Source organism: Edaphobacter sp. (assembly GCF_028283685.1).
In the GTDB taxonomy this organism is placed as follows: Bacteria; Acidobacteriota; Terriglobia; order Terriglobales; family Acidobacteriaceae; genus Edaphobacter.
In genome coordinates this window covers 167,279-181,986 of the sequence record NZ_JAPWKF010000001.1, presented here as the reverse complement: position 1 = coordinate 181,986, position 14,708 = coordinate 167,279, and the positions used below count along the sequence as shown (strand labels likewise).

The following is a 14,708-nucleotide window of genomic DNA, read 5'->3' as shown; positions in this document are numbered from 1 at the left end:
GCCCGTCTTTCATTTAGTTCCTAACCTGGATTTAGTTCCGGACCTGCGCCAGAAGGCGCTTCCAGTTCTTCTGGTTCCGTCCGGTAGCTCTTCTTAAGGTCTTCCAGGATGCGCTCGAAGTCGCTGTGCCCGGCGAGGCGCTTCCATGCCGGATTCTTCGAGAACCACGGATAATTCTCGTTCCCTAGATAGATCGAGCGCCTCAGCCAGTGCAGCGCCTCGCTCTCATCGCCGTCTACGGCGAAGTAAGTGGCAAGCCGATACGCCATCTCGCTGTCCGCCTCCGCAGCAGCCAGCGTCTCGTCGATGATGAACGTCGCAGCTTTCTTGCGGTCGCCGAGTTGCACATAGCAGAGGGCGATTGTCGGAAAGACGATGCGAAGCGACTTCTCATTGCGGATCACGTCTTCCAGCGTCTCAACCGCCGCCGGCAGATCGCCGGTGCGCATCTGCTGATACCCCAGCGAGATGCGCAGCAGTGGCTGGCGCGGCTCCAGCGTCAGCCCTTTTTCGATCTCATCGGACGCAAGATCCAGTTGGTTCTGGTACTGATAGACGCGGGCGCGATGGTTATAGATCATCGCGGCGTTGGAAGGGTTCATGCGCAGCGAAGCGTTGAATTGCTCCAGCGCCTCCTCGTACATGCCGTCGATTCGCAGCGTCAGACCAGCGACCATCCGCACATTCCAGTCGTTGCCCGCGGTCTGCAGCAGGTGCTCGATCCCGTGACGCGCTGATTCCTTTTCACCGCGCGAGAGGAGCATGTACACGCGGTACAAATTGGCTTCGACCGACCCCGGATCAAGCTCCAGCGCACGGTCAAAGGCTCGCCTCGCCTCCAGAACATGCATCTGGCCACCAAGGCCATGGCGCGTGTACTGAAGATGGGTGATTCCCAATCCCGACCAGCCCGGAGGATACGTTGGGTTGCCTTGCGTGACCGACTCAAACAGCTCACGCGCCCGATCCAGGTCATCCCGGTTTCCAGTGCGCGTCATAAACGAGGACAACAGCGCTCGCGCCTGCAGGTACTCTTCCGAGACGTCATCGGTCAGCGACGTCGGACGGTTCCCTTCCTTCAGATTCCGCAGTCGCCCAATGCCCTGCAGCGCGCTGAAGACTTCATTGCAGATCTCCGCCTGCACACTAACCAGATCGAAGGAGGCCACATTGATCGAGCCGCCCGCCCGCACGCTCTGTCCGGATACATCCAGCAGCTGCCAGTTGAGATCGAAGCCCTTCTCAGAACGCATGAAGTTACCGGCAAGCACGAAGTCCGCCAACAGCTTCTTCCCAACGCTCAAGGGGTCGAGCTGCTGCGTCGGCAGCGTCATCAACGCGCTCGAAGGCCGCACCACCAGCGACGACATGCGTGTCAGTCGAGTCGCAATGGCATCCGCCAGGGCATAGCCATAGAGGGGAGCAACATCTGCCGGGCCAAAGTTGACAAAGGGCAACACGACAATGCTGCTCGTCGTCTGTTTGGCTGGCGAGTTATTGTTGCCGGACTCGCGAAAACGCTCCGCCAGCATCGAGAGGATTCCTGTGGCGCGCTTCTCTTCTTCCGGCGTGTCGATCGCTATCCGTCCCTGCGCCGGATAGCGCGAAAACGCATCTCCGCCCGTCATCAGCGCAGCGTCCAGCTGCATCGAACGCATGATCGTCTTCAATGACTCGCGAACATCGGCGGCAGAGGCAAAACGCGCGGCAGGCTGCTTCTCCAGGCAGCGCAGAATGACACTCTCCAGTTCGACCGGCAGCTGGGGCGCAATCTCGCGGATCGATGGCGGATCGGCAAACTGGATCGCCCGAATCGACTGAAAATCAGGTGCATCGGGACGATGGAAAGGATGCCTTCCCGTGGCCAGTTCAAACAGGATCAGACCAAATGCGAAGATATCCGATTGCACGCTCGACTGCCCGGTCACAAACTGTTCCGGTGCCATGTAGGCGATCGTGCCCCCTCGAGCGGTATAGGTTGCTCCAAGCGGAGGTAGATTCTGCTTGTCCGCAGGCCCCGAAGGATCAAAGTCCGTCTTGTCCAGTGCCAGTCGGCGCGCCAGGCCAAAATCGAGAATCTTGATCAGGCCGCCATCCGTCAGCATGACATTGGCAGGCTTCAGATCGCGATGGAAGATGCCCAGAGAGTGCGCAGCCGAAAGACCATCGGAGATCTGGATTCCCGCCGAAAGAACCAGCTCCAGGCTCGACGCCCCTTCGGAGATGATCTTGTCGAGCGACTTGCCAGGAACGTACTGCATGACGATGTAGGCCTCGGAGCCATCGCCCGATTCGGACGGAGCCTCTCCCACGTCGTAGATCGCGCAGACGTTCGGATGATCGATCGCGGAGGCCAGGCGCGCCTCCCGGAGCTGGGTGGCGCGCATCTGCTCCGTCGTCAGATTTCCCCGTTTGAGCAGCTTGAGAACAACCGGCCGTTGCAAGAGAGTGTCGTTGGCCAGAAACACAACGCCGGAGCCACCGGCCCCGATCTTACGAACGAGCTCATATTGCTCGATAACACGGCGCTTCATATTCCTCCATTATTGCAGTCAGACTGCATGTGGAAGGCTTCTTCGTCGTGAACTGTTGCTTCAGCGGTTCCCAAATGAGATCAGACTTCCAGGATACTTATCGATGGACGACGTAAAACACCCCTGCGATAGCAGATGTGCACCGATGAAATTCCCTGGACCGGCCGTCCTCTCAAAGAGGACAAGTCTAGAAAATCGCCAGACCACTGCCGATCTGACGGTTTTTCATAATCGATTCTGTCATCCCGAACTAGTGCTGTCCGCCACCGCGCTCCCAGGGCCGCGGATTGACCGGGTCATCCTGCCACTTCTGGCGTCGGCCGACGAGAAACATCACCAGCCCGAAGACAAACATCAGAAGTCCCCAGCCAATATTCAGGTTTACCCCCAGCGACCTCTCGTAGATCGCCGAATGCCGCGTTATGAGACCGTAGATGCTCATAATGCCGCCGTTGATCAAAAAGAGCAGGCCGAGCGGAATGCGAATATCGAGACCCATGCTGTAAACCCTTTCTGCCTAAGCAAAGACCAGGTTGAGAATGACGAGCAGGCCGAGCACACCCCAGGCCAGCGTCGTCGGCTTCTGATACCAGCTCAAATGATGCTCAACCGGCTTCGGCGTCAGCGAATACACCAACCCCACAAGCTCCGACTCCGGACGTGGCGTCGTCACCAGGCTGACGGCGACCGTAACGATCAGGTTCGCCGAGAAAGCAAAGATCGCCGTCCAGAAGTTCTGAGCCATGTCGCTCGGATAGTGATGAACGATCGCAATCCAACCGCCATGAATTCCGGGCAGCGCATCGGTCGGAATCGTCAGACCGTGGTGCAGCAACGCGGCCAGGGTCCCGGCGATCAGGCCGCTGAATGCGCCATGGCCGGTCGTCCGCTTCCAGAACATGCCCAGCAGGAACGTTGCAAACAGTGGCGCATTCACGAATGAAAACACCAACTGCAACGCATCCATGATGTTGTTGAAGTTGGTCGCAGCGTAGGCAGCGCCGATTGAGAGCACGATTCCGCCTATCGTCGCCATCCTTCCCATCCACAGATAATGGGCGTCGGTCGCTCGTTTGTTGATGTACGCCTGGTAGATATCGTAGGTCCAGACCGTATTGAAGGCCGTCACATTTCCCGCCATGCCCGACATAAAGCTGGCCAGCAGCGCCGTCAGACCCAATCCAAGAATGCCGGTAGGAAAGTAGTGCAGCAGCATGACGGGGATCGCGAGGTCATAGTTGTAGACCGGCTCTCCCTTGCTGTCCACGATGGGACTTCCATTCAGCGGGTTCGTCTTCTGCGGAATAATGCCATGTGGATGCTCATCGACCAGCGGAGCCGTGCTCGAGGCTCCGGCAACCATCGCGGGCTGCGTAGAGACTGCGTGCGGCGTGATACTGACCGCAATCAGGCCGGGCAGAATCACTAGAAATGGAAAGAACATCTTCGGAATCGCCGCAATCAGCGGAACGCGCCGAGCCGACTCCTCCGAGTCTGCGGCCATCGCGCGCTGAACCACCAGAAAGTCCGTGCACCAGTATCCGAACGACAGCACAAAGCCGAGTCCCATCGCCATGCCGAACCACTCCACGCCCAGCGTGTTCGTATTCGCATGCGCCATACCCCGCCAGGAGTGCGTCATCGACGCCGGCAGCGTATGGCGGATTCCCTGCCACCCACCCACATTCTTCAGGCCGATCCAGACCAGGGGAGCAAAGCCCGCTACGATCAGGAAGAACTGAAGCACCTCGTTGTAGATCGCACTCGTCAGGCCGCCGAGGAAGATATAGCCCAGCACGATCACAGCCGATAGCAGCACCGAGACATGGAAGATGTAATTGTCCGGGATGATGCCATGAAACAGGCCCAGCGTCTGGATCAACAGCGCCATCGCATACATCGAGATGCCCGATGACATCACTGTCATGATGGCGAAGGAGAAGGCATTCACCGCACGCGTCTTCTCGTCAAAACGCATCCGGAGGTACTCCGGCACCGACCTCGCCTTCGAGCCGTAATAGAACGGCATCATGAAGATTCCGACGAAAATCATGGCCGGAACAGCGCCGATCCAATAGAAATGGCTGGTGTTGATACCATATTTGGCGCCCGACGCGCCCATGCCGATGACTTCCTGAGCGCCCAGGTTCGCCGAAATAAAGGCCAGGCCGCAGACCCAGGCCGGGATAGAACGGCCCGCGAGAAAAAAGTCGTTCGAGGTGCGCATATAGCGCTTGAGAGCAAACCCTATCCCCAGAACGAAAATGAAATAGACCAGCATAATCAGCCAGTCGACAATGGAGAGATTCACGGTTTCCCTTCAAGCAAATGATTCGAAACGTTCTTCGGCCAAATGTAAATTGTTTACCCGCCATCGTCTAGGACGCTGGTGTCACTTCTTGCATCGGGCCGCCTCTATTATGCTAACTCGCTGTCCCACCATAAGATCCACCGCAGGGCTGGGTGGAAATGACCGGAATCGGGTCAAAACCTCTCTCCGACCGGCCATTTTTACCCTATAAAGAAAACTCTGTGAACTCACTGTGCATCACAATTTAAAGTTAGGGTGGGACACAGAACCAAAACTATACCTCCACCCAGGCAACACCGGATTCAGAGAGTAACCGCTGACGTACTTGGGGCTTGGCAAACCGACTTCCAAAGTTAGGGTGCCAGCCTATAAAACCGGGGATTTTGTTCTTTGCGGACCAGCTTTTCTCCGTCATGGAATCACGGTATCGGACGATATTTCTGGAGAAACCGGAAGATGCAGCATGTCTTCTGCGGAGAAGCTGATGGCCTTAGATAGAACGATTCTTCTGGTTGACGATAATGCAGTCCAGGCTGGAATCAGACAGACCATCCTAAGACGAGCTGGCTACTACGTCTTTACTGCGCTGAACCCGGTGCGCGCGCTGGAGCAGATGAAGGAAAACACACTTCCCGCTGACGTGAACCTTGTTATCACCGACCACGTCATGCCGGGCATGAGCGGAACCCAGTTCGTCTCCGAACTTCGTCGTTTTCAGCCAAAGCTCCCCATACTCGTCATCAGCGGCATGGAAGAGGCCTCCGATCTCTACGACGGCCTGGACGTCGAGTTCCGCGTTAAGCCACTTCCTCCCGACCATCTGCTGGATTGCGTTCGCAATCTCCTGTTGGAAGGCACCTCCGCGAAGCCGCTTAGCAACACACCTTCAGTAGAACAGGCCTTTCCGGTTGCGCGATAAACGAATCATTTTCTCCATCTCATTGCTGATTCGCCTCCACCATTGAGAAAATGATGGGTGAGGATTCCCATGCAAAGTCACCCTATGCCTGAGTTCGGGAGTTTTGCGCTGCTCCTGGCCCTGGTGCTGAGCGCGTACACTCTGATCTTTGGCGGCATCGCCCTTTGGAAATCACGCGGCACCAGCGGCTACACGTCAGGCGGTCAAGGCAGCGGAAGGCTGGGGGAGACGGCGCGTAGAGCCGGAATCGCGAGCTTCCTCGCTCTCAGCTGTGCCGCCTTTGCTCTGGTTTGGGCGTCGTTCACCAACGACTATTCCGTCTCGTACATCCTTCACCACACCAATCGGGATCTCAACACCGCCTACAAGTTCTCCGCTCTCTGGAGCGGACAGGAGGGTTCCCTCCTCCTCTGGGCATGGCTCCTCAGTTGCTACGGCTTTGTCCTCCGTATGCGTCATAAGGTTGACGTCCGCCTCTCCGCGTTTGCTTCGACCATTCTCGCGGGCATACAGGTCTTCTTCCTCCTGCTGCTGAACTTCGCCGCTCCGCCGTTTGCGATTCAGCCCGGCCCCATTCCGCAGGACGGCTTCGGCCTCAATCCCCTGCTCCAATATCCGGAGATGGTGATTCATCCGCCGATGCTCTACCTCGGCTACGTTGGCTTCTCCGTTCCCTTTGCCTTTGCCCTTGGCGCCCTGATGATGCGCTATCCCGGAGAGAAGTGGATTCACATCACTCGCCGCTGGACCATGGTCACCTGGCTCTTTCTCACCTGCGGCATCATCCTCGGCGCGCACTGGGCATACAGCGTTCTCGGTTGGGGCGGCTACTGGGGATGGGACCCCGTCGAAAACGCCTCGCTGATGCCCTGGCTCACCGGCACCGCTTTTCTTCACTCCGTCATGATGCAAGAGAAGCGCGGCATGATGAAGACCTGGAACGTCTGGCTCATCTTCTCGACCTTCCTGCTCACCATCCTCGGCACGCTGCTCACACGATCCGGTATCGTCTCCAGCGTGCACGCCTTCGCGCAGTCCTCCATCGGGGGCTGGTTCTACGGCTTCATCCTCGTCGTCTTCGCTGTCTGTCTGTTTACCTTCTTCAAGCAGAAGGACCATCTCAAGAGCGAGAACAAGCTGGAATCACTCGTCAGCCGCGAGTCCAGCTTCCTCTTCAACAACCTCATCCTGCTCACCGCCTGCTTCACGGTTCTCTGGGGAACCCTCTTCCCCGTGTTGAGCGAGTACGTGCAGGGCTCCAAGGTCACGGTTGGCGCGCCCTTCTACAACCGCGTCAATCTTCCCATCGGCCTCTTCCTGCTCTTCCTTACCGGTATTGGGCCGCTGCTGGCATGGCGTTCCACTTCGCTGCGCTCCATCCGGCGTAACTTCGTTCTCCCGTGCATCGCGATGGCCGTCTCCTTCACGGTCTGCGTCATCGCCGGCGTCCGCCCCTGGAGCGCTGGCGATGACGCACAGGCGCAGACCTTCTCGCTGATCACCTTCACCCTCGCAGCCGGCGTCATCACCGCCATCTTTGCCGAGTTCCTTCGCGGCGCTGGCGTCGTTCGCACCCAGACCGGCAAGAACCTCTTCGGCGCCACCATTCTTCTGGTGCGTCGCAACACTCGCCGCTACGGCGGTTATGTCGTCCACTTCGGCATCGTGGTCATGTTCATCGGCATTGCGGGAGGTGCGTTCAACCAGTCCCGCGAGCAGGAGATGGGCTTCGGCGACACCATGCAACTCGGCGGCTATAAGATCGTCTGCCAGAGCTTTACCCAGGACTCCAACCCCAACTTCGAGACCGAGTATTCCCTGCTGGACGTCTACCGCAATGGAAAGAAGCTGACGCAGCTCGCTCCGGAGCGCCGCTTCTATGTCGCCAGCCAGACCACCTCCACCATGGTGGCACTGCGCTCCACGCTCGTCGAAGATCTCTATGTCATCTACGAGGGCAAGAACCCCGACACCGACAAACCCATCATTAAGGTCTTCATCAATCCCCTGGTCAACTGGATCTGGATCGGAGTGATGATCGTTGTATTCGGAACCTTCCTCGCGCTGGTACCCAACCTGAATCCGTCGGCTGCGCGCATTGCCGCAGCCGTTCCATCACCCGCCATCGGCGAGCCCGAGGTGCACCATGCTTAGCCGTATGACCACCCGCCGCTGGTGGCAGAGCGCAGCTGTCTGCCTTCTCGCTGTCCTTATGCTCGGAGCCTCCGATGCCAGCTCACGCTTCGGCCGTCTCGGCCACGAGATGGTCTGTGTCTGCGGCTGCGGTCAGATCCTTCTTGAGTGCAATCACGTCGGCTGCCCCGACTCCGATCGCATGATCGGCGAGCTTCGCCAGCAGGTCGCCGGCGGGGGCCCCGACACCGCGGTTCTTAACTGGTTCGCGGCCAAATACGGTCCCACGGTCCTTGCTGCGCCCATCCGGGGCGGCTTCGACAACGCCGCATGGATCATGCCGGTGGTTGTCTTCCTGCTCGCCACGGTCGGCACTGGAATTCTGATTACCCTCTGGCGCAAGCGCACCCGCACCGGCCCCGCATTGGCCGGAATTCCAACCCACTCGGTTCACGACGATGAGCTACGCGAACGCATTCGACGGGAGACACAGTACTAATGGGAACCATCGCCGGACTAACCCTCACCGTTCTGCTCTTCGCCTTCGTCTTCTGGCCGGAGCGCAATCCCTTCTATGAAGCCGACAAGACCCGCGCCGATTATCTGAACGAACGCAAGGAGGTCATCTATGACAACCTTCGCGATCTTAACTTTGAGTATCAAGCCGGCAAATACCCCGAGCAGGACTACATCGAACAGCGCACCGCGCTCGAAGACGAAGCCGCCCAGGTGATCGCGGAGATGGAATCGCTCGATCGGCGCTCCAGCTCGCTCTCCCGCAACCACGCCTGATCCAGTTCTTTTTTGACATAAACTTAAAGGGTGATCCGTATCATGTTCTCTTCTCGCCGACTGGCTGCGGCAGCAGCCGTCCTTGCCGCACTTAGCATCGCGGCCCACGCCGACACCATCACCGGAACGGTCACCAATAAGACGAACAACAAGCCCGCAGCCGGTGACGAGGTCACCCTCATTCGTCTCGCGCAGGGTATGCAGGAATCGACGCACGCCACAACGGATTCCAAGGGCAACTACACCCTCAACGTCCCCGATCCCGGCATGCACCTGATCCGCGTCACTCACCAGAAGGCGAACTATTTTCGCCCTGCACCTCCAGGAGCCCAGTCGGTGGATATCGACGTCTATGACGTCGCAACCAAGGTCGCCGGGGTCGTCAGCGAAGCCGATGTCATGCGCGTTCAGACCGACGAAAGCGGCAAGAACCTTCGCATCGTCGAGAACTTCTTCCTCAAGAACGATTCAAACCCTCCCAAGACGCAGTTTGGCGATCGTCCATTTGAGTTTTACCTCCCCGCCGGAGCCGTCGTCGAAGGTTCAGCCGCACTCGCTCCCGGAGGCATGCCCGTCCAGGCTGCGCCCATGCCGCTCGGCGATCCCAATCACTACGCCTTTGTCTTTCCCATTCGGCCCGGCGAGACGCGTTTTCAGATCACGTATCACATTCCCTATAGTGGGAGCATCAACCTCGGCCCGAAGCCATCTCTGGCAACCGACACGGTCGCCATCATGATGCCGAAGAGCATGACCTTCAAGGCTGGGGCCTCTTCGCCCTACTCTCCCGTTACCGAAGAGATGTCGGCGCAAACTTTCGTGGCGCGCAACGTCTCCAGCTCGTCGCCACTCGCCTTCACCATCTCCGGCGCCGGTCAGCTTCCGCGTGATTCTCAGGCAGCTGCCGGACCGGGCGGCGGTCCCGGGCAGACTGACCAGTCTGCCGCCGGAACACAGCCCAGCGCCTCCACAGGCTCTGCGGCCACCGACACCCGCCCGGGAGGCGGTCTCGGCACCCCAATCGATCCCGAAGGCAACAACGACCCCTGGGCCAAGTACAAGTGGTGGATCCTTGGCGGATTGGGCCTGGCGATGGCCGCTGGCGCCGGTGTCCTGCTGAAGAGCGGTGGCCAGCAGCCCGCAATAGCAGCCGCCTCGCCCGGCGCACCGATTCCCTCCGCACCCAGCAGCTCCGGCGTGTTGGGCAGTCTCAAAGACGAGCTCTTTGCCCTCGAAACTGACCGGCTCGAAGGCAGGATGAACGAAGCGGAGTATGCTGAGCAGAAGGCCGCCATCGAGACCGTTTTGAAGCGTGCCTTGCAGCGAAAGGGACAGGACATCACAAGCTAACCCCGGGCCCCGTTTCCCTACGAGAGGCACCTGAGATGAATACGTTCAAGTCGACGCTTCTGCTGGTACTTCTGACCGTCTTCCTGATCTTTCTCGGCGGCATGTTTGGCGGACGGAATGGCATGGTGATGGCCTTCGTGCTCTCCATTGCCTTCAATTTTGCCGCCTACTTCTTCTCCGACAGGATCGCCCTCTCCGCCTACCGGGCGCAGCCTGTCACGCGGGAAGATCTCCCGCGCGCCTATAACGTCGTTGAGCGCCTGGCGGCCAAACAGGGACTGCCGATGCCGAAGATCTACGTCATCCCCAGCCAGAGCCCTAACGCCTTTGCGACGGGACGCAATCCAAAGCACGCGTCGGTGGCCGTAACCCACGGCATTCTCGATCTCCTCGACGATGAAGAGCTCGAGGGCGTTCTCGCACATGAGCTGGGGCATGTGAAGAACCGCGATATCCTCACCAGCTCTATTGCCGCAACCCTGGCCGGAGCAATTACGATGGTGGCGCGCATGGGATATTGGGCATCACTCTTCGGAGGTTCCGGTGATCGTGACGGACGCAGTCGTGGCGGCGGCTTCAGCGGCCTCTTCATGATCATCCTCGCGCCGATTGCTGCGACTCTGATCCAGCTCGCCATCTCGCGTTCCCGTGAGTACGAGGCCGATGCAACAGGAGCGAAGGAGACAGGCAACCCCTACGCCCTCGCTCGTGCTCTCCAGAAGCTGGATGCCTATTCGCGGCGGATTCCTATGCAGGCCTCGCCAACGACGGCTCATCTGTTTATCGTTGCCCCGCTCCTAGGATCTGGCGGCATTGCAAATTTATTTTCGACGCATCCCCCCATTCCGGAGAGGATCCGTCGACTGATCGGAAGGGACTTGATCTAGTGTTTGAAACCGTTCTACGGGCTGTACGTTTGCTTTCGATGGTTGCCTGGGTTGGCGGCCTCATCTTCTTCGCCTTCGTCGTCGCTCCCACGGCGTTTCATCTGTTGCCCAGCGCACACGAGGCTGGCCTCGTCGTCGGAGGCACCCTCCGCACCCTTCACGGCATCGGCCTGATCGGTGGCGCAGCCTTCGTGCTGTCGACCGCGATCCTCTGGTTCCGTGCCGAGGTTCCGGCCAGGGTCGGCTTTGCCATCTGCATCTCGCTCACCGCCATCATGATCGCCATCACGGCCTACTCGCAGTACGTCATCCTCCCCAGCATGGAGAACGACCGCGTCGCCGCAGGTGGCGCGGTCGAAACAGCCGACATCGAAAATCCGGGACGTGTGGACTTCGAACGGCTGCACGTTATCTCCGAACGCCTCGAAGGCCTCGTCCTGCTATGCGGTCTCGGAGTCGTGCTTGTACTATCCCGCGAGTCACAGTGGCCCGAGACAGGTAAAATTAGACAGATATGAACGCCGTACCCAAAACGAACGGAGTCTGCAGCTCCGACGGCTATCTTGCGAAAGATGGCGGTCAGCACTCGCTCGTCCGAAACGGGTAACATGTCCAAGCTCTGGTTAAGTCTTACTCTGGGCGTCGCTGCGGCCCTTGCGGATTATCTCGGCGGCGTCCTCCTGGTCCGCCGCTCGCCCACCGCGCGCTCTCTACGATACTTCGTGGCCCTGGGCGCCGGATTCATGCTTGGCGCTGCGGTCCTCGAGATGGCTCCCGAGGCCATCACCCTCAATCCCCGCTGGGCGCCTCTACTCATCCTCGCCGGATACTGCATCGTCCATCTGCTTGAGCACACCCTCGTGCCACACTTCCACTTCGGAGAAGAGACGCATCACGATGAGATGCTCTCCAAACGCACCAGCTACTCCGTCCTCCTCGGGCTCGGCGTGCATACCTTCTTCGACGGAATTGCCATCGGCTCCGGTTTCGTCCTGTCTTCCTGGCTCGGCTGGGTCATCTTCATCGCCGTCTTTCTGCATAAGCTTCCGGAAGGCTTCACCGTCGCCAGCGTCATGCTCGCGAGTGGTCGAGGACGCAGCGCCGCTCTCAACTCCGCCATGCTTCTCGGCGCGATGACCCTGGCGGGTGTACTCGCCATCAGCCTCCAGCCCAGCTGGGTTCGCGAGGGGCTCCCACTTTCTGCCGGCGTCACCATTTACGTTGCCGCGACAGATCTCGTCCCCGAGGTCAACCGTGAACCCGGCATCCGCATGGCACTCGTCTTCTTCGCCGGGGTCGCCATCTTCTTTCTCCTCAAGCTTCTCAGCCCAATCTAGCTCGTGGATACCACCGTCAGCGTGAACGTCGCGCTGTGCTGAATCGCCGCGCCGCCACTTCCGGTTGCAGTTCCAGTGACCGTAATGGTGTAGCTCTTGGAGCTTTGATTTGCGGCCGTGCTGTAAACGCGATCTCCACATCCAGCGATCATCATCATCGGCAGAAGCAGCAATGCTCCCCGCCAGCGTCGACGCCAGGGCAGAACAAGACCAAATAGCAAAGCCACGCAGACGCTCCGTGCACCGAGCCAGGTTGTTTGAGCCGTCTGCGGCGCCGATACGGTCAGCGTCACAGTTGCAGCCCCATCTCCCGGTGGAACGGTTGCAGGATTAAAACTCGCGCTCAACGATCCCGGCAGCCCACTCGCAGCCAGCGTGATGGGGCTAGCCAGGCCCTTTTGGGGCTGAACAGTAAAGGTGAAGTTTGCACTTCCACCAGCAAGAATTGTCTGCGAGGATGCACCGCTTACAGAGACGCTAAAATCGCCGCCGCCGCTGGGAGCACCCGCGATCGTATAAAGAGCTGGAGCCGACGCGCTCGCAAGAAAGTTATGATCTCCCCCATAAGCCGCTGTCAGCGTATGCGGGCCCGCAGTCATACCAGTTAGGTTGACGACCGCATCTCCGCCAGAATCAACCGCTGCACCACCGAGGAGCGTGCCTCCCTCAACAAGGCTGATCGTCCCACTTGGTACACCGCTGGTGGAGCTGGCCACATGCGCCTGTAACGACACCGGCTGTCCTGCGTCCGCGATAACTCCCGACGACAGCAGCGTAATCATTGTCGGTGCCTGCGAGATCGTCAGATTTGGATTCGCGGCCAATACATAGTTCCCCGCTGCTGTCCCTTGCAACGTGACCGTCACGGGGTAAACACCTGCGGCAGACAGTTGCGTCGCCGTCGTAGCAAGCTGTGTCGTAAGACTGCCCGCATCGCGGTCCAGGACTCCCAGTAGTGACGCGGACAACGGAGGAATTGGGGCACCATACAAGACGCTCGGCGGACTGACCGTGGCGCTCAACGCGACAGGAAGAACATGCAGCAAAAACGTCGTACTCTGCGCGGCCGTATGCGCCTGGTCTCCCATGTAAGTTGCCGCTAGCAAATGATCTCCGGCGCTGAAGCCGGAGGCATCCAGAACAGCTCCGCTCGACTGTATTGGTCTCGTAAGCAGCTGCTGCGACACACCGTTTTTGATCTCATAAAAGGTGACGCTGCCCGTCGCGCCTGCGCTCGAAAGAGTGGCGACCACCTGCCCCGAGCCATAACGCACGCTCGACGCCCCAGAGAGGGACACCACGATGGGAATATCAGCAGCTCCGGCTCCTGCAATGGTCTGTATTGTCGGGCCGGGAACTATCTCGCGAATGCGCGCATTCCCGCTGTCCGCAATAACTACCGCTCCTGTATCGGTTGCAATCACCGATGCCGGACGGTCCAGATTCGCAATCAGCGGCGACCCGCCATCCCCCGCAAATCCCTGGACACCGGTTCCCGCGACCGTCGTGATCGTACCTGTCAGAGCATCGATACGCCGCACCCGGGCGTTCTCCCGGTCCGCGACATAAAGATTGCCCTGCGCATCCACGGACAGGCCTCTTGGAAGCCGCAGCTTCGCCACCGTGGCGGCCTGCGCATCTCCGCTCGAACCCGCATCGCCCGTTCCCGCAATCGTCGTCACGATTCCCGTCGCGCCATCGACCCGCCGTATCCGCTGATTATGCGAATCGGCGACGTAGAGATTGCCTGAAGCATCGACGGCAAGTCCTCCAGGCGAATCGAACAATGCCGCCGATGCCGCTCCTGTATCTCCACTGAAGCCTTGTGTCCCCGTTCCCGCAACCGTCGTTATCACGCCGGACACCGCGACCCGGCGCACACGATGCGCACGAACATCCGCGATATACAAAACCCCCGCAACATCGAGCGCCAACGATGCAGGAAGATCGAGCGCCGCCAACGCAGCCTGTCCACCATCACCCGCAGAGCCCACCATCGCTCCGCCAGCAAAAGTCGTCATCACGCCGCTCGTAAGATCGACGCGCCGCACACGATGGTTATGACTGTCCGCGATGTAAAGAACCCCGGCCCCCACTGCCAGTCCCAGAGGCGAGTCCAGCAATGCAGCTGTCGCCTGGCCACCATCGCCATCGAACCCCTGAACGCCGGTGCCAGCCATAATCGTGAGCTGCCCTTGCACGTCGAGGCGATGGACAACATGTCGTCCCGTCTCGGCGATATAAAGATTGCCCGCCGCATCGGCGGCAATGTTGGTTGGAAGCAGAAGCGGCATCGCGTTCGACTGCGCTCTACTCTCGACCGTGCCAAAGCAGGTGAGCAGCGCAACGAACCAGACACACGACTTCACAAAAAATTGTTGGGAGAAAGTGCTCTGCAGTCCCATGGGAAGTTATCGCAGAGATTACATGATCTTTATGAACAGG

The 14,708-nt window shown here is 59.3% G+C and carries 12 protein-coding genes; 8 read left to right on the top strand and 4 right to left on the bottom strand.

Annotated elements, in window-relative coordinates:
* Nucleotides 1-20: 20 nt before the first annotated feature.
* The 3 genes from PW789_RS00740 to PW789_RS00730 all read right to left on the bottom strand — a co-directional run bounded on the left by PW789_RS00740 (nucleotide 21) and on the right by PW789_RS00730 (nucleotide 4,845).
* A complete protein-coding gene (locus PW789_RS00740) occupies nucleotides 21-2,534 on the bottom strand; it encodes a protein kinase (protein WP_367182452.1) in 2,514 nt (837 codons plus the stop codon).
* A 250-nt stretch (nucleotides 2,535-2,784) separates the two neighbouring features.
* Nucleotides 2,785-3,033, bottom strand: coding sequence for a hypothetical protein (locus PW789_RS00735; RefSeq protein ID WP_299370237.1), 249 nt, complete (start codon nucleotides 3,031-3,033; stop codon nucleotides 2,785-2,787).
* 18 nt (nucleotides 3,034-3,051) lie between these two features.
* Nucleotides 3,052-4,845, bottom strand: coding sequence for a sodium:solute symporter family protein (locus tag PW789_RS00730; protein WP_299370235.1), 1,794 nt, complete (start codon nucleotides 4,843-4,845; stop codon nucleotides 3,052-3,054).
* A 484-nt stretch (nucleotides 4,846-5,329) separates the two neighbouring features.
* On the opposite strand from PW789_RS00730, the gene PW789_RS00725 reads away from it, so the two are divergent.
* The 8 genes from PW789_RS00725 to PW789_RS00690 all read left to right on the top strand — a co-directional run bounded on the left by PW789_RS00725 (nucleotide 5,330) and on the right by PW789_RS00690 (nucleotide 12,263).
* Nucleotides 5,330-5,764, top strand: a complete 435-nt coding sequence (locus PW789_RS00725; RefSeq protein WP_299370233.1) for a response regulator — start codon at nucleotides 5,330-5,332, stop codon at nucleotides 5,762-5,764.
* A 69-nt stretch (nucleotides 5,765-5,833) separates the two neighbouring features.
* On the top strand, nucleotides 5,834-7,918 hold the full coding sequence (locus PW789_RS00720; RefSeq protein ID WP_299370231.1) for a heme lyase CcmF/NrfE family subunit: 2,085 nt from the start codon (nucleotides 5,834-5,836) through the stop codon (nucleotides 7,916-7,918).
* The gene (locus PW789_RS00715) at nucleotides 7,911-8,396 is read left to right on the top strand and encodes a cytochrome c-type biogenesis protein CcmH (RefSeq protein WP_299370229.1); all 486 of its coding nucleotides are present in this window, start codon (nucleotides 7,911-7,913) and stop codon (nucleotides 8,394-8,396) included. The genes PW789_RS00720 and PW789_RS00715 overlap by 8 nt, the downstream gene beginning before the upstream one ends.
* Nucleotides 8,396-8,689 (top strand): hypothetical protein, encoded by a 294-nt coding sequence (locus tag PW789_RS00710; RefSeq protein WP_299370227.1) that lies wholly within the window; start codon nucleotides 8,396-8,398, stop codon nucleotides 8,687-8,689. Before PW789_RS00715 ends, PW789_RS00710 begins: the two co-directional genes overlap by 1 nt.
* A gap of 42 nt (nucleotides 8,690-8,731) precedes the next feature.
* Nucleotides 8,732-10,039, top strand: a complete 1,308-nt coding sequence (locus tag PW789_RS00705; RefSeq protein WP_299370225.1) for a carboxypeptidase regulatory-like domain-containing protein — start codon at nucleotides 8,732-8,734, stop codon at nucleotides 10,037-10,039.
* Nucleotides 10,040-10,074: 35 nt separating this feature from the next.
* Nucleotides 10,075-10,926: a zinc metalloprotease HtpX gene (locus PW789_RS00700; RefSeq protein WP_299370223.1), complete on the top strand. Its 852-nt coding sequence runs from the start codon at nucleotides 10,075-10,077 to the stop codon at nucleotides 10,924-10,926.
* A complete protein-coding gene (locus PW789_RS00695) occupies nucleotides 10,926-11,444 on the top strand; it encodes a DUF4149 domain-containing protein (RefSeq protein WP_299370221.1) in 519 nt (172 codons plus the stop codon). Before PW789_RS00700 ends, PW789_RS00695 begins: the two co-directional genes overlap by 1 nt.
* A 90-nt stretch (nucleotides 11,445-11,534) precedes the next feature.
* Nucleotides 11,535-12,263 carry a ZIP family metal transporter gene (locus tag PW789_RS00690; RefSeq protein WP_299370219.1) on the top strand — a complete coding sequence of 243 codons (729 nt, stop codon included), beginning with the start codon at nucleotides 11,535-11,537 and terminating at the stop codon, nucleotides 12,261-12,263.
* Here PW789_RS00690 and PW789_RS00685 read toward each other — a convergent pair.
* Nucleotides 12,260-14,632, bottom strand: a complete 2,373-nt coding sequence (locus PW789_RS00685; protein ID WP_299370217.1) for an Ig-like domain repeat protein — start codon at nucleotides 14,630-14,632, stop codon at nucleotides 12,260-12,262. The genes PW789_RS00690 and PW789_RS00685 overlap by 4 nt on opposite strands.
* Between the last annotated feature and the right edge of the window lie 76 nt (nucleotides 14,633-14,708).